Source organism: Candidatus Glassbacteria bacterium, assembly GCA_019456185.1.
In the GTDB taxonomy this organism is placed as follows: Bacteria; Gemmatimonadota; Glassbacteria; order GWA2-58-10; family GWA2-58-10; genus JAJRTS01.
In genome coordinates, this window is sequence record VRUH01000029.1 from 1 (window position 1) to 21,602 (window position 21,602).

Consider the following 21,602-nt stretch of genomic DNA (forward strand, 5'->3'; position numbering starts at 1 on the left):
CATGGGCCTCCCGGGTCCGGACGCTGACCACCCAGGGCACAACCCAGTCGTTGTGGTGCTCGATAGTGAGCAGCACTTTCTGCCGGCTGAAATAGTCGAAAATCCCGGCCAGGGCGGCGCGGTTCTCGTTGCGGGTCAGCGGGTGGACCGGGTCGTAGCACTCCCAGTTGCAGACATAATTGCCCAGTAGGTAGTGCTGGGGACGGGCCGTGTCGAGCAGCCCGCGCACGAACGGGTAGTCGGTGCGGCCCACCTCCCAGTTGCGGCGCAGGAACCGGATCGCCCAGCGGGGACAGATCAGCGAGTTGACTCCCGCGCCCCAGGTGCTGCGCCGCACGTAGCGGCCCCGGCTGTCCTTGAGAGTCACCTCCTCGCGGAACGAGGGGGAGTCGAGCGTGATGTCGCAGTAGTTGTCGGTGGCCAGCCCGAACACGTAACCCATCGCTTTCACCTTGCGGGCCAGCGAGTCGATCCCGTAGGGGCCGCCGGCGTACATGTTGGGCGGAATAATGTCCGGGTACTCCTGGTCGTGGCCGTAGCGCTGCCAGCCGGTGAACGACACCGACGCCCGTCCGGCCCCGGTCACCTCGCGGAATTCCTCCACCTGACGGCCGATCTCGGTGAAGGTGTTGTAGATTTCGAAAGCGAAAGTCCGGTGGTCCTTGCGGCTGACCCTGGCCCGCAGGTTGACCGCGCCCAGCAGCTTTTCAACATCGCCGTTGGCCTCGTTCTTTTCGGCCAGGGTCTTGAGATAACCCAGCTTCCCGTAATACGCGCGGTAATGGCGGGCCAGTTCGGCGTAGCCGGCGTCCTTCTCGAAATGGTAGCGGATAATCCGCGGGTAGCTCAGGCTGCCCATCGAGGACCGCCAGTAGATCTTGTAATCGGTGTGCTGCCCCGGATTGTGGCGGACGTGCATGAAATTGTCCATCCGGCAGCCGTCATCGATATAGCCCAGGAACCCGGAACCCGGCTGGTGCGCGCCGAAACAGGCCATCCGCTCGGCGTAGATCAACCCGGCCTGGTCCCATTCCTGGTGGTCCCACCAGTGCGAGGGCCGGTCCATCAACTCGCCGAACAACTCGAAGCGCTGCCGGTCATCGAGCTGGATCGGGTTGAGCAGGTCCTCATGCTCCTGCCAGTCGCCTGGAATCAGCACGCCCTGGCTGATCCCGAAAAACGAGTAGCTGTCGGAGCGGATCGGCACCTCGAACGGCCGCGGGTAGATGACTCCCTTGATCTTGAAACCGTGGTCCTCCTCCAGCGGCGCCAGCCTGAATACCAGTTCACCGCCGGGCTCCTCGAAATAGATCAGCAGCTCCAGCCGGAAATCAACGAGCAGGACCTGGAGCGCGCCCGGTCCCAGCCGGTTGACTTTCTTGTTTTTCGACTCGGCCAGCGAGACCTCGCGGAGCTCGCCATCCAGTTCATAGACAAACTCCCCCGCCCCGTTGCGGCTCATGCGCCAGTTCACGCCGGCTTCGAGGTGCCGCACATCGACACTCATCGTTTCGAGGTCGAGAATCGCCTCGGCATGCCCGGTGGAAATTTTGTAGCTCTGCGCGGCGGCGGGATCGGTCATAAAGGCTGCGGCCAGGGCCGCTAGAAATAAAATCCGCGCGATTAGTGCAGTAGCTGACCGCTTCATTTTTAACCTCTGCAGTGGATGTGATGGGTGCCGAAATTTTACGGGGAGATCGATTAATTGTTAAACCCGGAACAGGGATAATGCAAGTAAATGGTATAACCTGAGTTATGGTTTTTCATTTGACATCGAAGAGGTTAACTGCGAGTTTTGCGGTGAAGGTCAATCGCCGGCGGCGGCCCGAAAACTGATGATTCACGGGCGGTTGCGGTTAGATCAACAGGGAGGGAGGAGACAATGGCTCAGGATAATGCACGGGAGCTGATAGATGGGATCAGGAACGAGCTGAAGGAGCTGGACGGCAGGATAAAGAACCATCGGTATCTGGCCGCGCTGGAGGATGGCGGCGTCTCGCGCGAGGCGTTGCGGGGATTCGCCGGCCACCAGTACCATATCATCGGCAGCGACATGCGCAGCGTAGCCATGCTGCTGGCCCGCCACGGTCCGCTGCCCGGCAGGAAGTACCTTGCCGACCTGTTCCAGGGCGAGTCGGCCGCCTACGATTTCTGTCTGGCTTTTGCCGGGGCGCTGGGGATGGACGAGAGCCGACTGGCCGACTACGAACCCAGCCCGCCGGGAGTGGCCTACGCCCATTTCGTGGCCTGGCTGGGCGTTTACGGCTCGGCCGCGGAACTGGCGGCGGCGTTCCTGGTCAATTTCGCGGCCTGGGGCGCCAACTGCGGACGGATGGCGAAGGCGCTGGAAGAGCGTTACGGGTTTGAAAAATCATCCCTGGCCTTTTTCGAGATGTTCGCCAATACCCCTCCGTCTTTCGAGACAGACGCCCTGGAGGTTGTGGCCGCCGGGCTGGAGCGGGGCGTGGCCCCGCGGACTATCCGGCGGGCGGCCAGGCTGCTGCAGGGCCTGGAGTTGATGTACTGGGATGCGATGAGCGAGCTGTGAGCCGCCGATACCGCCTCATTCCAACGGGATCTGCTCGAGGTTCAGTTCAAGCCAGCGGTCGAATGTTTTGAGTTCCGGGTTGAGTGAGCGTGCGAACCGGGGGTCGCGGGCGCCGCAGAAATACTGCTCGAAGTCGCGCTTGAACTGGAACATGTTACCCAGGTCCTCGGCCCCGGGAAAACCGAACCCACGGTAAACCTCGGGCGGCACGTCGTTGTAGCGCACAGGTTTACCAAGCGCCCGGCTCAGTGATTCGGCCATCTGGCCGCCGGTCAGATGCTCACCGGCGATCCCGACGGTCTTGCCTGCATACTCGCTGCCCCGTTTGAAGATCCCGTAGGCGCATTTGCCGATATCTTCAGAGGCGATCCCCGGCAGCTTTTTGTCCCCCATCGGGAACGTGATCGCCAGGCTGCCGTCCGGCCCGGGTTTTGGCCCCATGCCGAAATGGATCAAGTTATCCCAGTAGAACGAAGTCAGCAGGAATGTCACCGGCAGCCCCGACTCCGAAAACAAAGTGTCGGCCTCGCCCTTGGCATCGAAATGAGGCACCTTGTACTTTTCCATCAAGGTCGGCATCCTGTCGTCGTCAAGCGGAACCCATTTTCGCGTATCCTCCAGGGTGGACCAGATTACGTGGTTTACTCCGGCTTGTTTGGCCGCCCCGGCCATGTGGGCGGCATGTGCGCGCTCCTTGTTTGGAGAGAAGTGGTCCCAGAAGAAGGTGACGCAGAATACTCCCCAGGCACCTTCGAGAGCCCGCGCCACGCTCCCCTGATCATCGATATCTACTTCGGCCAGTTCCGCGCCGAGACTTTCAAGTTCCCGTGCGCGATCCGAGCCGGTGTTCCTGGTCAGTGCGCGAACGGCGAATTCCCCGCCGCTGTCGCCCAGAATTGCCCTTACCAGACCTCCTCCCTGAGAGCCGGTGGCCCCAACTACCGCGATGATTTTCCTGTCGTCCATGCTCAACCCCCTGTTTATTATTAAAACAGCCGTGCCGGCCGACCCGGCCACTCCTGGTTCATGTTTTACCGGCGGACCTCCCTGGTCACGAATGGCCAGCCGGCAACAAGCAATGATTCTGCTTCTCATTATAAATATAAAAGAAAGAGCCTCAAGATAAAAGGCCCTTTTTCTTCGAGACGAGTCGCGGCTTTTCCGCGGGCGGATGGATCGAGTGCCCGGTGTGAAAAAATACTTACCCTCTCCCCAGCAGCACCATGCTGATCGCTTCCATCAGTTCCTTGTAACCGTACGGTTTTGTAATCGCGTAAGAGAAACCGTAATCCCTGTAATCAGCCATAACCGCGTCCTCCGAGTAACCGCTGGAAACGATCACTTTGGCCTGCGGGTCTATTTCGAGCAGTTTACCGATAGTCTCCCTGCCGCCCATGCCGCCGGGAATGGTCAGGTCCATCACCACCACGTCGAACGGCCGCCCGGACCGGATGCCGGATTTGTATTTGGCCAGCGCCTCCCGGCCGTCGCGCGCATGCTCGACATCACTGCCGAAAAACTCCAGGATACCGGTTATCGCCTTCACCAGGTCCCGCTCGTCATCCATCAGCAGCACCCGGCCGCTGGCATAGGTTTTTTCTTCAATTTCTTCCGGCGGCGGGACAGACTTGTCAACTGCAGCCGGCAGGTAGAGATGAAAAGTCGCGCCCTGTCCCGGTTCGGATTCCACATCGATAAACCCGTCGTGCTTCCTGATGATTGAATAACTGGTGGTAAGACCCAGACCGCTGCCCTCGGTCTTGGTCGTAAAATACGGCTCGAAAATCTTGTTTCTCTGCTCCTTGGGTATGCCGGTCCCGCTGTCCTCGACCGAGATCTTGAGATAGCGTCCTTTTTTGAGCGGCAGCAGCGCGCTGCTCTTTTTGACTATCAGGTTTTTGGCCGCGATCCGGATAACGCCGCCATCCGGCATGGCCTGCTTGGCGTTGATTATCAGGTTATTCAGCACCTGGCTGATCTGGCCCTCGTCGATCTCAGCTGGCCACAGGTCGTCGTCGATGTTGAATTCGCCGCGGACATTGGAGCCGATCAGGGAAATCCCGGCCGAATTGCCGATCAACTGAGGGAGCGAAACGACCGCTTTTACCGGCACGCCGCCCTTGGCAAACGTGAGCAACTGCTGGGTCAGGTTCTTGGCCCGCATCGCCACAGATTCCGCCGAGTCCAGAAAGCTGTTGAGTTCCTCTCCCTTTTCGCCGGCAATCTGGGCCATGTTGACATAACCCACGATCGAGGCCAGAATGTTGTTGAAGTCGTGGGCGATCCCCCCGGCCAGCAATCCGACCGCCTCGAGGTTCGAGGAGCGGCGGCGTTCCTCCTCCAGTTGAAACCTCTCGGTGATATCGATAAAGAATCCGCGCAGCCCTACCGGGATATCCCTTTCCAGAATCGCCGTTGCGTGGACCAGGGCGGGGAAAGTGCTGCCGTCAACCCTCCTGATCGTAAACTGCTTGAGTCCCACGTTTTCGCCCCGCATGATGTCCGTTATGTTGCGGGTTGCAGCCTCGACATCTTCCGAGGCAAAGAAATCGGTTATTTTCAGACCGTTTGCCAGCTCCTGCCGAGTGAAACCCAGCTGATTGATTGCGCTGCGGTTGGCAAAGGTGATTCGTCCCCCGATGTCGGTCTCCAGGATCGATTCAGGCAGCATTTCGGCCAGTTTCCTGAATCGCTCCTCGCTTTCGCGCAGAGCTTTCTCCGCCCTTTTGCGTTCGCCGATATCAACAATCATCGTAAGAAACAGTTCCTCCTCATCGGGTGAAACCGGGATCGGGGACAGGTAAATCTCGCCCCAGAAAGTTCCGCCGTCCCTGCGAAGAAAAACCTTTTCTGTTTTGTAGAAATTTATTTCCCTGTTTGACAATCTTTCGAGGACCCCACTGTATTCCTTCCTGAAATCAGGGTGAGAAAGATCCAGGATGCTCAGTTTCAGGAATTCCCCCTCATCCTCGTAGCCGAACATGGTCAGCATCCGGCTGTTCACCCTGATATGCTTTCCCTCCGGGGTACCCACCGCCATGCCTGCGGCCGCATTGTTGAATATGGCGCTAAGATGCGCTTCCCGCCGAGCTAGCATTTCCTGGGCCCGTTTCAGCTCGGATATGTCAACCGCCAGGCCGATCAGGCCCTTCGTCTTCCCGGCTTCGTCGAACAAGGGCACCTTGGTTGTGAAATACTGTCTGCCGGCTTCGTCGGGCAGATTTTCCTCGGTGGTTAATGTCACCCCTTTCCTGAGCACGGTCAGATCGTCCTCATGGATTTTGCGGGCGATCGCTTCGGAGTAGAGCTCGAACGGCGTCCTGCCGATTATTTCCGCGCTGCTCTTGCCGATAATTCTCTGCGCCTCCTTATTGACCAGCAGATAACGGCCCTCGCTGTCCTTGACCGTGGCAAACGAGGGTACGTTGTCCAGAATTGCGTAGGCCAGCTGGACCTGATGCGTCAGCGACTCGAGCTCCGGCTCGCGCCCGGCCAGCTCCCGTTTCAGTCCGCGCACCCGCTTCTCCAGGTCCCTGACTCTTTGCTCTGTTTTCGTGTTTACGCTTTTGCCGGGCATGGTTCCGTCTCGCTGGTTGTATCGCTCAAGAGATACGACGAATTGCAAACAGTTTGAACTATCTCCCCGGTTGCTGCGGGGTATCACGCCAACTTCGCTTCGCTCCGTTGGTGATAAAGTTTCTTGATTGTTTACGACACCCCGAAGTAAGTCTTCGGGGGGAATTCTTTCGAGTAAAATCGCTCCCTCAGCGCTCGATCACGATCGGGAACCAGTCGCCGCCGACGATTTCCCCTTTGGGCACAGGCTCGCTGCCGGGCATCAGGGCCTCGTCGCTGGCCGAGCGCGTGTCGGGCAGCATGTAATTCAGCACCAGGGCGCGACGTGGTTTGTCCGTGCGGTTGGAGTAGGAGCCGTGGACCGTGAGGGGATGGTGGAAGCTGGCCTCGCCGGCTTCGAGCGGCAGCGGCTCCGGCTTGAACTGATCGAGCTGTTCGGGGCTCAGCGCCTCCTTGATCCGCTCCATGCAATCGTCCCCGCCGAACAACCGGGTCATCGGCAGCAGCGGCCATCTGTGGGAGCCGGGCACCAGGTGCAGGCAACCGTTCTCCAGAGTGGTCTCGTCCAGGGCGATAAAGACGGTCAGGTGGCCCATCGGCTCGGTGCAGGTCCAGTAGGAATAATCCTGGTGCCAGGCCACCACGCCGCCGTGGTTGGCTGGTTTGTAGAACATCTGATCGTGCCAGAACCGGACGCGGGGGGTATCCATCAACTGGGAGGCCGGCACGGTTATCCCGGGGTTGAACACGGCGTCGTGGAAACCCTCGTCGACCATCCAGGCCCCCTGGAAATAGGTCATGAAGCGGTCGAAAGTCAGGCCGGCGCTATGGTCCTTGGCAATCAGTTCATCCACCCTCGGGAACCCCGGCGACACCATCTTTTCCAAGCTCTCCAGCAGGACCTCCACCTGCTCCTGGTCGAACACCCGCACCGGCCCGACAAATCCCCGTTCCCGGTAGGTATCAACCAGCCCGCCGCTCAACTCGAATTTCTTCCGCTCCCCGGCTGTATCCGCCCTGGGGAACATGTTTCCCGCCATCCCGCCGATTTTCACGTATTCCACATGCCCGTTCTCTGCGCTCATCGCACCCTCTTTATCTTCAGGTTCCCCGCCTAATTACTCGAAGTGAATTTCGGCTTCAACTATAGACGATGAGCGGCGAGCGGTCAAGTGGCCGGATGAGGCGCTCTGGCGGGGCGGGAGCTGAAGAGTCGGCTCCGGCTGCCGCTACCTGCCGCCGGAAAAAAAGAACACAACGCCCACGCCTATCGCCATTAAATAGTGGGAAAGCCTGGAGGGATCGGTGCGATAAGGCGGCTCGAAAGTTGACAGGCTGTCCAGAAAGGAAATCTCCCGCAATGCCAGTGCGCCGTACTCGAAATTGTCCCCCCTGTACTCGGGGGTGTAGGAGCCGGCCACCCGCACCGGTTCCAGGTCGACAATCTCGTTGATCCAGCTTCGCAGGTCGCTGACCAGGCTGCTGTTGCCCATCCGCATATCCTCGTGCACCCTGATTTTGTACACGTATTCGCCGCTGTCGGCCCGCAGGACGAAATCCAGGTCGCCGTCGACGTCGTAGTCGCCGATAATCGGAACACCGACAAACTCCGCCTCGGTCCCGGCCGGGTTCTCGACAGGCCCCGCGCCCGGAGGAGGAGCTGAGCTCACCGTATGACTGGCGCAGGCGGCAACGAAAACAGCGGCCGTCAGCCAGAGAGCGATGATTTTTTCAGCGGAAAATCTCAGCTGCGCCACCCCTGCTGAAACAGACGTTGCACCGGATTTTTCTTTGGAGAGCGGCCCTGAGCTATTATAGTGCTGAAACAGCTGAAATGAAACTCATTGTGCGGATTTGTCCCGGAGCCGAGTGGCGAGCGCCGCCACCTGCCCAGATCCTCACCGGAGCTAATCGCGATGAAAACACTTTCCGCCTTTCCCGCCGCGGCAGTACTCCTGGCCGCCGTCCTTTTCTCTTCCTGCGCAAAATCCGGCGGCCACGGCGAGGTGCGAGTCGGGATCGCCGGCACTCACGGACAATGGCAGCGGCTGGACCAGGCCCTGGAGCGGATGGGCGAGCCGTTCCGGGTGGTTGAGCTGATTACCGCGGAATCACTGGCCGGTATCGAGTTGCTGATCCTGCCGCGCGGAGCGTTCGCCGTGGACGCCGCCGGTACGGCTAGCAGTAACCACATCCTGACAGCCTGGGTGCGTGACGGCGGCTGCCTGCTCGCCTTCGGGATCAGCGACAAAAATTATTCCGCTGATTTTCTGCCCCACGAAATCCGCTTCGCCGCCGAGGACCCCTCCGGCTGGGGCAATATCGACTACTCCGAGCAGATCGCGGACACCACCCACCCGATATTCAACCGCCCGCACAGGCTGCGCTACCTGGCCGGGCTGGAGGAACCGTCGCGGGTAACCTATACCGCGCCCGAATGGACCGTCCTGCTGGCCAAAAACGGCGAACACCCGACATTCGACTACAAGCTCGACAACCCGCCCAACGATGTCGGCAGCATATTCGAGTCCGCGGTTGGCGACGGCCACGTGCTGGTCTGCCAGCCGCTGATCGACCTGTACCACGCCGGGAACGCCTCGATTGTGCCCCATCCGCTCGAGGGCGGCGTGCTGCTGTTTGAAAACGTGGTGGAGTACATGAAACAGCGGGCCGCCGGAGCATCCCTGCCGGTCGCCTCGATCCGCGTCGAACCCTCCCACGGACCGGCGGGCGCCGAAGTCCGGTTCAGAGCCGAGTTTGAAAACGGCGGGCGGGCGGCCGGCTGCAGTTGGGATTTCGGCGACGGCGGGACTGCCGAGGGAATCGAGGTGGAGCATGCCTACGCGTCAGCCGGAACCTTCCAGGTAACCGCCAGGGTTGTTTCGGCCGACGGCCGTGCCGACCATGCCGCCGGCCGGGTGGTGGCCGGCCCCGCCGAAGAGCGCCGCTGGAACGATCTGCTGGTGGATGCGTTCATGCACCGCTACTACCCCGACCCCGGACGGGTAGGGCCGAACTACCGCACCGCGCTGGTACTCAGCGGCATGCTGGATGTCTACGAGCGTAGCGGCGACCCGGAGCTGCTGGAATATCTCCAGGGGTTCTTCCGCAAACGGCTGATCGAGCGCTGGGACAACCGGCCGTTCAAAGACGACATGACGCCGGACCACAATTTCGTGGACCTCTACTCGCTGATGGCCCCGGCGTGGAGGATATTCCGGATCACCGGCGACAGCACCTACGTCCGCATGGCCCGCGAGGTCTGGCGGCAGAGCCTGGCTGTCGACCACGCCCTGCCGCGGGAGCTGCTGTGGAGTCCCCACGGCTGGGGCGGCCGCCGCGCGATTGTGGATTTCACCTATTTCAAGTGCCAGTTGCGCGGAGTCGCCTGGGAGGACAGCGGCGAGCAGGCCCTGCTGGACGAGGCCGCGGTGCAGATGGTGCGGTTCGCCGAGTACTTCCAGGACCCGGCCGACAGCCTGTTTTTCATGGCGATCGACATGGACCACCAGGCGTATTTCACCTCGCCCGAGCGGCCCTCGGGACTTAACGACAGCAAGTGGAACCGGGCCGACGGCTGGGTGGCGCTGGCGTTCACCGAGCTGATGACCCGGCTGGACAGGAACCATCCCCTGTGGGAGCGGCTGGAAGATATCGTCAGACAATTTTTCACCGGCCTGATCCACGCCCAGGACCCCGAGACTGGCCTGTGGGCGCTGGTGGTGGACCGCCGGGACTACCCCGGCATGTGGTTCGAGACCACGGGCACGAGCATGTTCGTCTACTCGATCTGCCGGCTGGTCGAGGCGGGCGTGCTGCCGGAGGAGCCCTACCTCGACTGCGCCCGCCGCGGCTACAACGGTCTCCAGCAGCGGATCGGGATGGGACACCGGGACTACCCGTATATTTCCGACGCCTGCCAGGGCACGATGCCCCGCCTGGACCTTGACCGCTGGCTGACGGCCCACCGCCGCGACAACGACCTCCACGTAATCGGACCATACCTGATGGCCGAGGAAGCAATCTGGCGCGTGGCCCCGCCGGATGTGGCCGTGATCGGAAATCTGAAACAGGCCGGCAGCCTGGCCGGACAGACGCTGAACCTCGCCGGAGCAGCGTTCTTCCAGGTGCCCGACCTGTACTGCGCACCCGGACTCGACCGGTTCCGCGCCGTGGTTGTGGAGCGGGGCGCGCTGGAGTGCAACACGGCCAACATTGCCGCCTACCCGGGCAAACTTGCGGAGTATGTTGAAAACGGCGGGACGCTGCTGTTTTTCGAGCAGGAAAACGCCAACTGGATCGAGCAGACATTTCCCGGGCTGGCTGGCAATCTTGAAACCGCCGCGACTGAAGCCCGGGGAATCAAACACGGCCGCGGCCGGGTGTTTTACCTGAGAGATTACAGCGAGTTGGCTGGAATCCTTTAAGAGGTAAAAGATGGGTCACCCGGCGGGTGAAGGTCTAGCGGTCGGTCTCGACACAGCAGTCTCAGGCTTTAATTTCATGGTTTAAACAGACAGCTTATAGTCGACGATGTTTATTTGGGGTTTTATACAGACTGTATAAAATTCCACAGCTTTTTTTGCTTAATGTTGCAACGGATTGTTATTTATCATTTTATGTGTTTTACTTTAGACTTATTGTGAGGTATTACATAGCTGTATTTGTCATGTAAAGGTTTTTATCATAGTTCTGTATAAACCCTAGTTAGCCGATAAAAACCAGCAATAGAAAGGAATGACTAATGAAAAAGAGAATCCTGGTTTTGAGCCTGATGCTTTTAGTTATTGTCCAAATATCATGCAACAGAAATGGATCTTCAAAAATAGAAGATTCCAGCCCATTTAATTTTTACTTAAATGGAGGAGTTTCTCCAGGACGCTTTAATCCATTTCGTTTGACCGACGATCCATTGGTAGGAAAAATGCTGTTTGAGATAAGGAAAACCCCCAAAGATCCCCTTGCCGTATCTACAATAACAGGGCTGGACGAGGATTTAGTCAAAAGGAAATTGGAGGAATGCAGGGAACTGGAAATAGTTAAAGTAAAAGAAGGGAAATATGTGGCCAACTTTATCTTTCTTGATAAAGAAGAGAAACATGATGTAAGACGTCTTGCGGAGAAACTTGCAGCAAAGGAATTAGAAATTATTAGAAAGGAATTGGATAATATAAGAGATGTATTTGACAGGTGCAGCTTTGAACGGCAGGGTTTTAATTGGACATCCATGTCGCATCTTATTTTGGGATCTTGGGGTACTGATATGGCTGTAATGGAGCGAGGTTCTCGTAGGTATGGGCTTCCCTATAGCAAAACAGCTCCTGTAAGACCTGGAGGGGGCAGGTATTGGATTCATTGCATTGAAGGAGGCAAGGAAGAATTTGTTTTCGCTAACAGCAGGGGAATTTATGAGAATGATGGATTCGGAGTCTGGTATTGTACTAGAGCCGATCTTCGTCCAAAGTTAACTTGGTTAAAAAAGGAGCAATGGACTTTAGTCCGGCATTTAATGAGTAAAGGATCGGATAATATTGATGGCCTTTGTGAGGTGTCGAAGGAGCCATGCAGGAATGTCAAAAAGATTATCAAGACCCTTATCAAGGCAAAATGGATATCGAAAGAGGGGACAAATTATACAATTGCATTTCCGGTATTTTATCAGGATGACATCGATAAGCTGCTCGAAAAATTCGATGCCATAGGTAGTGAAATAATGGAAGAAGTTTATGTCGATTCACAGACGGAAGTTAAGAAACTGTTTAAAAAGATGCGACCTGGTTTGGATGAAAAAGAATACGGTTGCTTTATCGGAATAGTCAAACATTGGGTAGAGCAGATTTGCTTAAAGGCGCTGATGGACGATGGCATAATGGTAAAATTACCATCTGACTCGGTTCAACTGAACTGGGCTTGGATTGGTAGTTTTGATAATAAATAGTTTTTCGGCTAACCAGCGGTTCCACCGTGACCGCCTTTGCTCTGTTGTTTTTCCTGCAGTTTTGTCTGTTCTTGACGCTCTTTTTCTTTTCAGAAGTTCTTTGCGTAGAGGTCGGCGGCAGCTGAACCGCAGGCCGTTGGCAGGCCATAAAAGCGGAAACGTGCAAGGAATCTAGTACTCGTGGCCGGCCCCCCATTTGACCGGGGGCTCAGGTGTATCATGCAGGTCCCCGAACCTCATCCAGGGAGGCTTCCGATGAGAGTCCTACCAAGTATGGTTATTCTCCTGTTCGTGGCGCTCACTCTCTCCGCTTGCCAGCCGGCCGCGGAGCGGACCGAGGCTGATGTCGCGGCGATCCAGGCTCTCACACAGGCGTGGTCCGCGGGAGTTGAAACCGAAGATGTTGCCGCACTGGTTGCCTTGCGTACCGACGACTACGTGTCGATGCCCCCGGACGCGCAGGGCTTCAGAGGCAGCCAGGCGCTCGAGGATTTCTACCGCGGTCTCTTCGAGCAGTTCTCGGTCGAGGGGACCTGGCCGGTCGAAGGGACCGAAGAGATCGTGGTGGCTGATGGCTGGGCGTTCCACGCAAGCGAGTACATCCTGAGGATCAGTCCCAAGGCTGGCGGAGAGGCGGCCGAGGAGCACGGGAAGATCATCGCGATCTGCCAGCAACAGCCCGACGGGTCGTGGAAAATCGCACGCGAGATCTGGAACCGCAATAGCCCGCCGCCTGGCAGTTGAACCCTTTCGCCTGCCGAAAATAAGAAAAGGCCGCGGCTGCCAAGATCAGCCGCGGCCTTTGTTAAAATGTCGAGCTATTGTTATTCCGTTATCCCTCACCCGAGGTATCAACCGGCGGCGGTGACGGGCTGGCCACAGACTCGGCGGCGGCGGGTTCCCTGACTACCAGGCCCGTAACCAGACCGGCCACACCGGCCTCGACCACCGTGCCCATGAACCAGGTGAATGCCATGAAATAAGGGATCGGCATCACGGAGTACATCCCGTAGCCCATGCCGACCCCGGTGCCGAGACCGAAGAGCAGGCCGTACTTCAGACCGGCCATTGCGCTCTGCTCCTTGAACCACAGCGAGTAGATCAGGACGAATGAGGTGGCCGCGATAATGCTTACCACCTGCAACAGGCCCCTTTTCATTTCCGCCATCGGACGCCAGAACCGGGCCGTGGCCTCGTAGGTGTCGCCGAGAATCATCTCGTGGATCACGAAATCCAGTGCGAACCAGCACAGATAGACCAGCAGGATCGCGATCAGGACTCTTTTGTTCATGCAAAGCCTCCGGGAGATGGTTGGAAAGGACCTGCCCGGGGTACGGTTCCCCCCTGGATAATTATCGCCGGTGCGGAGCCGGTTGTCAAACACCTCTTGAGAATTCCATTATTGACACTCCCGCCCGTTTTTCTTGACAGCACGGTCCGCCGCCACCCATCTATTAAAAGCTGTTTCATAACTGGAGTTTTTATTTCAAACTTTCGCCCATTGGCAGGTAATCCCAAAAACACAACCCCCTGTTTCCCCCTTTTCTAAGGGGGACTAAAACCGGATAACCCCAGCCACCGTACGAAAAAACCTGAGACCGGACAATTCCCCCTTAACAAAGGGGGTGCCTGCAAAGCAGGCGGGGGTTGTCCCGTTTCAAGGTTATGAAACAGCTTCTAATATCCTCATGCCGCCGGCCCTGCCGCCGGAGAACATCCAGCCGTCACCTAACCCTGGCCGCGAGGTGCTAAATGCTGCCGGTCCGCACGATTTCAGCAACCCTAACCACGACTTTTCTCGCTCTCGCTGCACTGATCCTCACTTCCTGCGGCGGTCACACGCCGCGGCCCTCCACCCGCGCCGGGGGCAGTTATCAGTACCTCGACGCCGCTGCCCGGATCGACTCGATGCTGATGCCGCCGGGACCCGCGGACGGGGACACGGTGGGCAACGATCCCCCGGGGTTCCACTGGCTGCCCGAGGATGAAGCCGTGTCCTGGGTGCTCGAGCTCTCGCGCGACAGTACGTTCCCGCACGCCGGCGGCCTGATCGGTGGCGCCGCCGAGGCCCTGCTGCCCCACGCGGAGTTTACTCCGCCGGTGGCCTACCATCGCGGCCCAACCCACCTGGTGGCCGGACTCTGGCTCCCGCTTCACCGGCCCTCCTTTACACTCGGCGCGGGACGCTGGTACTGGCGCTGGCGCAATGTCTACGGCGACGCCACCCTGTCGCCCCCCAGCGATTCCCGCTCTTTTATCGTGCCGGACGGGGCCTGGGAATACACTGTTCCTCCGCTGGAAAAACTGGTGGAAAATATTCCCTGCTCTCACCCGCGCCTGTTTGTCAGGCCCGAAGAAATGGACAGCATCCGCTCCCTGATACTCACGAGCGAACCCCACCGCGAACTGTGGGCGCGGATCGAGGCCGTTACCGATACCCTGCTGGCCCACCCGCTGATGACCGAGCCGCCGCCGTATCCAGAAAGCAGGGACTTCCGCTACGAACTCTGGCGCATATATTACGACCAGGCCCGCAAGATGGGTCAGGTGCTGGACTTCCTCGGCTTTTGCCATCTGATTACCGGCGACGACAAGTACTCGGACCGGGCCAAAGAGTGGCTGCTCCATCTGGCCCAATGGGATCCGGAGGGAACGAGCGGCATGTCGTACAACGACGAGGTGGCGATGCCGATCCTGCTCAACGGCGCCCGCGCCTACGACTGGATCTACGACAAGCTCAGCGAGCCCGAGCGCGAAACAATCAGGAACATGCTGGTTACCCGCGCGGAACAGGCGTACACGCGCTGGTGGTACAGCCGCGGGGCGTATCACCTGCGGCCCTACGCCAGCCACCAGACCCGGCTGGTAAACTACATGACCCAGGTTGCCACCGTGCTCTGGGGCGAGGCCGAAGGGCCGAGGCAATGGTTCAATTACCTCATTCCAGTGATCACCAGTTTCTACCCGGCCTGGGGCGGAAAGGACGGCGGCTACAGCGAGGGCCCCAACTACTGGGGGATGTATTTCAACTACATGCTCCAGTCGGCGTTCTGCCTGGAGAAAGGGATGGGGCTCGACGTGCTGCGCACCCCGTTCTACCGCAACAACGGCTGGTTCAAAATTTACGCCGACCCCTGGTTCGCCGCCCAGCAACCGTTCGCCGACACGGGAATCGGGATGTACTGGCCGGCCAACAAGATCAATCTCTACCGGCTCGCCTCCGTGTTCGACAATCCCTATTTCCGCTGGCGAGCGGAGATGAGCGACCCCAGGGGACACCTGCCGGTCTCCGAAACAATCGTCCCCAGCGGGATTATGAGTTTCTTCTGGCTTGACGAAGGACCCGGCGCCCCGCAGCCGAAAGCGCCAACCGATATCCCGCGCGGCTACCGGTTCGACGGGGTCGGGATCGCGGCCCTGCACCAGGACCCCTCGGACCCCGACGAGGCTTTTATCCTGCTCAAAAGCTCGCCTTACGGGGCCTGGAGCCATATCTACGCCGACCAGAACGCGTTCTATATCCAGGCTTTCGGCCGTGCGCTGGCGATCCAGAGCGGCTTCTACCCCCACTACGGCCATCCCCACCACACCACCTGGTCCTGGCAGACCCGCGCCCATAACTCGGTGCTGGTGGAGGGCGAGGGCCAGCGCGCCCGCGACCGGACCTCGCGGGGAAAGATTATCGATTTCTCGGCTGGAACGGCTGAAGACGGCTCCGTGGCCCATGCCGCGGGCGACGCCACCGAGGCTTACCACGGTCTGCTCGATAAGTTTGTGCGGCATGTCTATTTCAAGCGGCCCCGCGAGTTTGTGGTGGTCGACGAGCTGGCAGCGCCCGAGCCGGTCCGGTTCGACTGGCTGCTGCACGCCGCGCAAGAAATGGAGATCAACGAGGACGCCCGCACGGTGCTGATCCGCCGAGGTGATGTGCGGCTGCTGGCGGAGTTTGTCGCGCCGGAAAAGATCACGTTCACCCAGCACGACAAATTCAGCGCCGACCCCGGCAACCTGTGGGAACGGCCGGACACGCCCTATCCCGACCAGTGGCACCTGGTTGTCTCAAATGCCGAGAAGGCGAAAGAGGTCCGGTTCGAGGTGCGGATGAAAGTCTGGCGCGAGCAGGGCGCCGTCGTGAGTGATGAGCTGACGATTTCCGAGTTCCTGAACCTGCGCTGGTAAGAGGGGTTGTTGCCCTAGTGTTGTATCCTGCAAATAATGTAGGAAAAAAAGCGGATTATAAATCCCCCTCGATCCCCCTTTACGAAAGGGGGAAGCCGCTTCCCCCCTTTGCCAAAGGGGGGCCAGGGGGGATTTCAGCTTGAGTTGATCGAACCATTACCAGAGCGTCGAATTATTACATATACTTCTCAGGACACAACCCTAGCTTGACTTTGCTTAATTCAGCGCATATAATGAGTTGGACTGTTTCCCGTCCAGGATTTTAAGCGCCGGTATGTGTAATCCGCGGAGGTATACCATGCACAGGTTGGCATGCGTTACGTCAATCCTGCTGCTGGCCGCGTCCCTGGCGGCAGCGGCGGACGATTCGGAGTGGGGAGCACTGTCGATCAAGTTCCAGGCCGGTGTCGGGATGAATACCGGCAGCCTCCCGGCCTACGATTACCTAGCCACCTCCGGGATTGTCAGCGGAGATCTTCACTACCGCCTGAACCGTCACGTGGCGCTGGTGCCGGTGTCGCTGTCGTTCTATTTCTACTCCGGCACTCCGGCATCGAGCCAGGCGTACCCCGACGCGTACCAGCAGCAGCGGACCGGCAGGTCGGGAGGCTATGGCTATGTGGAACCCGGAATCTACTCGCCGTTTTTTTATCCCTCCTACTACGGGTCGGGATACTACGGGCCGTACTCCAACTCGCTGCCGAACCTGGCCTGGGGGCTGTCTTTCACGCCGGGAATAAAGTTCCAGACCGCGGGGCGCAACCTGTTCAATTTCTACGGCCAAGCGGGCGCCGGGCTGTACCGTCACAACCAGAAAAGCAGCTCGTACTACGGTGTCGGCAGGCTGATCAACACCAGTTTCGCCGCCCGCACCGAGGCCGGAGTCGAGATTATCCTCAAGGAGCATCTCAACCTGCTGGCCGGCGGCGGCTACATGTGGATCAGCAACAACCCGGCGTTCGACGGGATAGTCCACCTGAACATGGGTGTAAGGGTGGGATTTTAGCGGGTTGCTGTATTAAGGCCGGTTGTTTAAGGACCGCGGCGCTTAAGTGCGCTGCGGTCCTTTTCTGTTTGGAGAGGAAGAGCGCGGGACGGGGCGACCGGCGGGAAATACTTAACTATTGCACCATCAGTCTATTACATACTGAAAAACATCCTCCACGCCGACCCCGAAAGCGTGGGAAATACTGAATGCCAGCAGTAACGAGGGGGTATATTTGCCGGCTTCCAGGGCTGTAATGGTCTGACGCGCCACACCGACAGTATCGGCCAGTTGCTGCTGGGTCATCTCATCGTTATCGAAACGCAGGCGACGGATATTATTATTGAGTTTGCCTCTCATAATTCAGTTTCCTTTGGTTCTGCGATTCTGATTATACATGTTGAATGTAAATCATAATCCCACGGGGAATAATATATCACAGCTTTACCGGGAATTTTCCGCAGGTGTTGCCGACCCGGGCAGCAGACAGACCAGAAACCCCAGAATTCCCATGCTGAAGGCGCAGAACCCTGTGACGGCGAAGAGATTAGCGTGAATTGCCTCCGGCCCTTTGAACAGATAGAGAGCGGCGATAATCATTAAGCCTGCAATACCCGTGATGGCTCCACTCCAGAGCCTGACTCTCCTCGCTCTGTTACTTACTGCCTGATAAAACTCATCCTGCCTGGGAACAATCATTAAAAAGGGAAATAAAAAGAATGAAACCAAGGGAATAAGCATTAATGCAATACCCAAAGCAATATCTCCAGGTGTATGTCCACTTACTGGAAAACGTAGAAGCGCAATGATCAACATCGATAATACAAATGGCAAGACGATTGCTGCTTCTTTATGTCGTGGTGTCATCTCCCTGAGTATTTCAAAGATTCCGCCGGGTTTTTCCCTGCTCCAACCAAACAACACTATTGTCGCTAAGGATGCTGCCGTAAAGAAAAGCAGGTAACCTACGCAGAAATAGTTGATGAACATTTGATGCTCAACCGGATTTTTATCAAAATCCAGCATGACGTATACTCCAACCGCAGTGAAATAAATAAATACTGTCCATAATCCGGCCGTCGCAGCCTGCCGATCTATCTCTCCGTCTCGTTCATCCCACGAAATTTTATCCTTACTCAGCCTGACAATTAATGGCCCAATTACAAATAGCGCTATTACTGCCGGACTCATCGATACAATGCCATTAACGAAAAATTGGATGACGGAGGCCATAACTAGAATGGCAGCAATAATCAGGTTAACCCAGGCAAATTTTAGTAATGGTCTCATGGCACCCTCCTGACTTACTGTTAATTTGGTGCAAAGTCTCCTTATGCAATATCTTTCTTACTTATTGTAAGAATTATATTGCTATATGTCAAGTATTTATTGCCATTATTTGAATTTATTACGCATTGTCTGCTAAGATTATTGATAGTGGAGATGGACGACCGTTTTTCTTTCCGCTGGAAAGAAACGGTTGACTTCCCGACTGCTGCGGGCTAAGATTCGCCATCTTCTCCACTCCACGCCGAACCCGTTCAACCGTTCCTTCAGCCGGAGTCCGCCCATGCGCAAGCTCATTTCTTTCACCACTTTTTGTCTGCTGATCGCCGCCACCTGGCTTACCGGCCAGGAAACTGTGCTGGTCCGTCCCAGGGAGATCGACGACGTGCTGGTCAACCCGGGGATCGGCTTCATGACCTTCCAGCGCTTCAACGGAGACACGCTCAACGCCGGCAGCCGCTGGACCGAGGGCTTCCCGATTGTCTACCAGGATTTCGACGGCGACCTGACCAACGAGGACCACCCGGCCACCTCGCTGGTTTACTGGCGGGTCTACTGGCGCTATATCCATCCCGCGCCCGACAGTATCGATTTCGCCCAGTTCGACAGAGTGTTCGAAACCGCCGCCGCGCGCGGCCAGACCGTCATCCTGCGGATCGCGCCCTACGGCGGCGGCGATGACAAGGACGTGCCGGACTGGTACCGTGAGCTGGTTGGAGAAGAGCCGGAGCTGCCCCGCAAGTGGCGCACACACCCCGAGAACCCGCTCTACCTCGAACATTTCGGCGGGCTGATCCGGGCGCTGGGCGCGCGTTACGACGGCCACCCGGACCTGGAGGCGGTGGATGTCTCGCTGGTCGGTTTCTGGGGCGAGGGTTCCGGCAGCCACGAGGTCGACCCTCATATCTGGCGGCAGCTGGTGTATTGCTACCTCGACGGGTTCAAGAAATCGCACCTGATCTTCCAGCCGCTCAACGGCGACGCTCCCGATCCGGGGCTGATGGTGCGGGGCCTGCCGATCGCCGCCTACTGGCCCGGCGGGCGCAACAACGGCGAGGGCCCCCGCATGCGCCACCTCGGCTGGCGGCTCGACTGCCTGGGCGACATGGGATTCTGGCGCGAGGACCGCGGCGACTGGTGCCACATGCTGGATATCTACCCCCAGCAGATTGTCACCAGCGGGATGAAAGACGCCTGGAAGAAAGCCCCGGTCAGCCTGGAAATCTGCGGCACGTTCCGCAGTTGGAAAAACAGGCAGCAGTACGACGAGGAAGTTGTGAAATACGTTTTCGACCAGGCGCTGAAATGGCATATCTCCAGTTTCAACGCCAAGAGCTCCCCCGTGCCCAAAGAGTGGCAGCCCCTGGTGGATGAGTGGCTGAAAAAGATGGGCTATCGGTTCGTGCTGCGCAAGTTCACGTTCCCCTCGGCGATCCGGCCCCACGGCCAGATCGCGTTCGCCACCTGGTGGGAAAACAAGGGCGTGGCCCCCTGCTACCATCCGTTCCCGTTCGCGATCCGGCTGAAAAACTCCGCGCACAGCGAAATCCTGCTCACCGATGCGGACATCCGTGAATGGCTGCCCGGCGACATTGTCTACGACAGCGAGGTCTACCTTCCCGCGGACATGCCGGAGGGAACCTATGATTTCGCTATCGCTATTCTCGACCCCCGTACCCGCGAGCCGAACATCAGGTTCGCAATCGAGGGCCGCGGCGCTGACGGGTGGTACAGCCTGGGCAAGATAGCTGTCAGCAGGGACGCCGGCCACAGGGGCCGCGACCCGAACCGTGTCCCGTAATCTGTCCCGGAGGCTCCCAGCGGGGAAGGCAGGAAACCCGCTCGGATTAACAAAAGGCCTCCGGGAAACCCGGAGGCCTTTTGATTGCCGCTTAAGCGCTGCAATCGGTCAGCATGCTCTCAGCGCCAGGTGGTTCCACGGCCTCGCCGCCGCAAGCTGACGGATAATGGTGCTGTTCTCTGCATCGTTGCCAACCAATCCGCCGCTTACAGCGCCCAAGAGATACTGGGTTTCAAGTTTGGTTGTCATCTCCGCAGAAACCGAAACGGAACCGTATGAATGGACCTCGGCGCCGGTGCTGTCGGTTAAGACCACAGTGTAGCTGCCCTCAGGCAGGAAACTCAGCTTGAACTCTCCCTGGAGCTGCCCGTCCACCTCCTTGAATTTAAGGAGGCTCGAGGAAACGGTGTCGCTGCCGGCGAAAGCATAGGCTGTCCAGCCCTCGACTGTGCTGTCTACCGGAACTACGACCTCGCCTTCGATCCTGCCGCTTTCGCCTTCCTGGACCAGACGGATCACCGGTTTAAGCAGGAACCTGCCGCTGTTACCGGCCACAACGACCGAGCGCGCGGCATCGAAATCGAGCACGAGGTCGATATCTAAACCTTCCTCGACCACGAACCCGTTACCGATTTTCAGACCGCTCGTTGCCCCGCCCGGTACGGTCAGCGTGTGCCGCATACCGTCGATCACAACCACCGCATCGGTGATCGTCAGCCTGATCTGTCCGTAGGATCCCGCCTCGAGTTCGGTTTCACCCAGGACGGTTGTCACTCCGCCGGTGAGGCTCAGCAAGTCGTGAGTCTGGGTTTCGCTGCTGAGAACGGCCCAGCCGCTGTCGCTCTTGATGCTTACCTCGCTGAAGGTTATCAGTACGGAGTCAAACGTCGCGGGCGCGTCTGTGAGCAGAACCCGCGCCGTGCTGGTCGACTGGCCCGGAACCGGACCGGTCAGGTTGTTTGCGCCTTCATCGCTGCTGCAGGCCAACCCGATGGCCGTAACCGGCAACAATGCGATTAAAAAAGTTCTCAACATTCGCATTTCTGTAATCCTCCCCGGCAGATTTATGAAAATCTAACTTACAGACTCGGTGTCCCGACCAACGCTTTGCCAGTTAGCGGATCGGTTGCCGAAACGAAACTATAAATAATTGCAACCATCATGCCAAAATTTGGCAATCGAGCCTGCTCTTTGCAACTCGTTGAATATCAACACTATAAAGCATGGCATATCTGACATTGCTTCTTATTATCGAGTCTTTGCCCGGCACGCACTTGTTAATATTCAC

General features: G+C 58.2%; 16 protein-coding genes. 7 read left to right on the forward strand and 9 right to left on the reverse strand.

Going from position 1 to position 21,602, the window contains the following annotated elements; genetic code table 11:
- The coding region (locus FVQ81_11190) for a hypothetical protein (GenBank protein ID MBW7997110.1) at nucleotides 1–1,582 on the reverse strand (1,582 nt) is incomplete at its 3' end.
- A 300-nt stretch (nucleotides 1,583–1,882) separates the two neighbouring features.
- Here FVQ81_11190 and FVQ81_11195 point away from each other — a divergent pair.
- Nucleotides 1,883–2,548 carry a hypothetical protein gene (locus FVQ81_11195; GenBank protein ID MBW7997111.1) on the forward strand — a complete coding sequence of 222 codons (666 nt, stop codon included), beginning with the start codon at nucleotides 1,883–1,885 and terminating at the stop codon, nucleotides 2,546–2,548.
- Nucleotides 2,549–2,563: 15 nt separating this feature from the next.
- Here the strand turns inward: FVQ81_11195 and FVQ81_11200 are convergent, their stop codons facing one another.
- The 4 genes from FVQ81_11200 to FVQ81_11215 form a co-directional block, all read right to left on the reverse strand.
- A complete protein-coding gene (locus FVQ81_11200) occupies nucleotides 2,564–3,514 on the reverse strand; it encodes an NmrA/HSCARG family protein (GenBank protein ID MBW7997112.1) in 951 nt (316 codons plus the stop codon).
- Between the two features lie 235 nt (nucleotides 3,515–3,749).
- Entirely contained in the window at nucleotides 3,750–6,125 is a 2,376-nt protein-coding gene (locus FVQ81_11205) for a PAS domain S-box protein (protein ID MBW7997113.1), read from the reverse strand.
- Nucleotides 6,126–6,312: 187 nt separating this feature from the next.
- Nucleotides 6,313–7,209, reverse strand: a complete 897-nt coding sequence (locus FVQ81_11210) for a phytanoyl-CoA dioxygenase family protein (protein MBW7997114.1) — start codon at nucleotides 7,207–7,209, stop codon at nucleotides 6,313–6,315.
- Nucleotides 7,210–7,353: 144 nt separating this feature from the next.
- Nucleotides 7,354–7,881, reverse strand: a complete 528-nt coding sequence (locus tag FVQ81_11215; protein ID MBW7997115.1) for a hypothetical protein — start codon at nucleotides 7,879–7,881, stop codon at nucleotides 7,354–7,356.
- Nucleotides 7,882–8,040: 159 nt separating this feature from the next.
- Here FVQ81_11215 and FVQ81_11220 point away from each other — a divergent pair, with 159 nt between their 5' ends.
- The 3 genes from FVQ81_11220 to FVQ81_11230 all read left to right on the forward strand — a co-directional run bounded on the left by FVQ81_11220 (nucleotide 8,041) and on the right by FVQ81_11230 (nucleotide 12,806).
- On the forward strand, nucleotides 8,041–10,551 hold the full coding sequence (locus FVQ81_11220) for a PKD domain-containing protein (GenBank protein MBW7997116.1): 2,511 nt from the start codon (nucleotides 8,041–8,043) through the stop codon (nucleotides 10,549–10,551).
- A gap of 317 nt (nucleotides 10,552–10,868) precedes the next feature.
- Nucleotides 10,869–12,062 carry a hypothetical protein gene (locus tag FVQ81_11225; protein MBW7997117.1) on the forward strand — a complete coding sequence of 398 codons (1,194 nt, stop codon included), beginning with the start codon at nucleotides 10,869–10,871 and terminating at the stop codon, nucleotides 12,060–12,062.
- A 255-nt stretch (nucleotides 12,063–12,317) separates the two neighbouring features.
- Nucleotides 12,318–12,806, forward strand: a complete 489-nt coding sequence (locus FVQ81_11230; GenBank protein ID MBW7997118.1) for a hypothetical protein — start codon at nucleotides 12,318–12,320, stop codon at nucleotides 12,804–12,806.
- A gap of 88 nt (nucleotides 12,807–12,894) precedes the next feature.
- Here FVQ81_11230 and FVQ81_11235 read toward each other — a convergent pair whose 3' ends face one another.
- Nucleotides 12,895–13,353 carry a hypothetical protein gene (locus tag FVQ81_11235; protein ID MBW7997119.1) on the reverse strand — a complete coding sequence of 153 codons (459 nt, stop codon included), beginning with the start codon at nucleotides 13,351–13,353 and terminating at the stop codon, nucleotides 12,895–12,897.
- A 461-nt stretch (nucleotides 13,354–13,814) separates the two neighbouring features.
- Here FVQ81_11235 and FVQ81_11240 point away from each other — a divergent pair, with 461 nt between their 5' ends.
- Nucleotides 13,815–16,241, forward strand: coding sequence for a DUF4962 domain-containing protein (locus FVQ81_11240; protein MBW7997120.1), 2,427 nt, complete (start codon nucleotides 13,815–13,817; stop codon nucleotides 16,239–16,241).
- Between the two features lie 274 nt (nucleotides 16,242–16,515).
- The gene (locus tag FVQ81_11245; protein ID MBW7997121.1) at nucleotides 16,516–17,247 is read left to right on the forward strand and encodes an outer membrane beta-barrel protein; all 732 of its coding nucleotides are present in this window, start codon (nucleotides 16,516–16,518) and stop codon (nucleotides 17,245–17,247) included.
- Between the two features lie 126 nt (nucleotides 17,248–17,373).
- Here FVQ81_11245 and FVQ81_11250 read toward each other — a convergent pair whose 3' ends face one another.
- Together FVQ81_11250 and FVQ81_11255 are read right to left on the reverse strand one after the other, a co-directional pair.
- Nucleotides 17,374–17,586, reverse strand: a complete 213-nt coding sequence (locus tag FVQ81_11250; protein ID MBW7997122.1) for a helix-turn-helix transcriptional regulator — start codon at nucleotides 17,584–17,586, stop codon at nucleotides 17,374–17,376.
- 84 nt (nucleotides 17,587–17,670) lie between these two features.
- On the reverse strand, nucleotides 17,671–18,516 hold the full coding sequence (locus tag FVQ81_11255; GenBank protein ID MBW7997123.1) for a DUF2178 domain-containing protein: 846 nt from the start codon (nucleotides 18,514–18,516) through the stop codon (nucleotides 17,671–17,673).
- Between the two features lie 280 nt (nucleotides 18,517–18,796).
- On the opposite strand from FVQ81_11255, the gene FVQ81_11260 reads away from it, so the two are divergent.
- Entirely contained in the window at nucleotides 18,797–20,314 is a 1,518-nt protein-coding gene (locus FVQ81_11260; GenBank protein ID MBW7997124.1) for a DUF4832 domain-containing protein, read from the forward strand.
- A gap of 108 nt (nucleotides 20,315–20,422) precedes the next feature.
- Here FVQ81_11260 and FVQ81_11265 read toward each other — a convergent pair whose 3' ends face one another.
- Complete coding sequence (locus tag FVQ81_11265; GenBank protein ID MBW7997125.1) at nucleotides 20,423–21,355, reverse strand: DUF4382 domain-containing protein; 933 nt, start codon at nucleotides 21,353–21,355, stop codon at nucleotides 20,423–20,425.
- Nucleotides 21,356–21,602 lie beyond the last annotated feature (247 nt).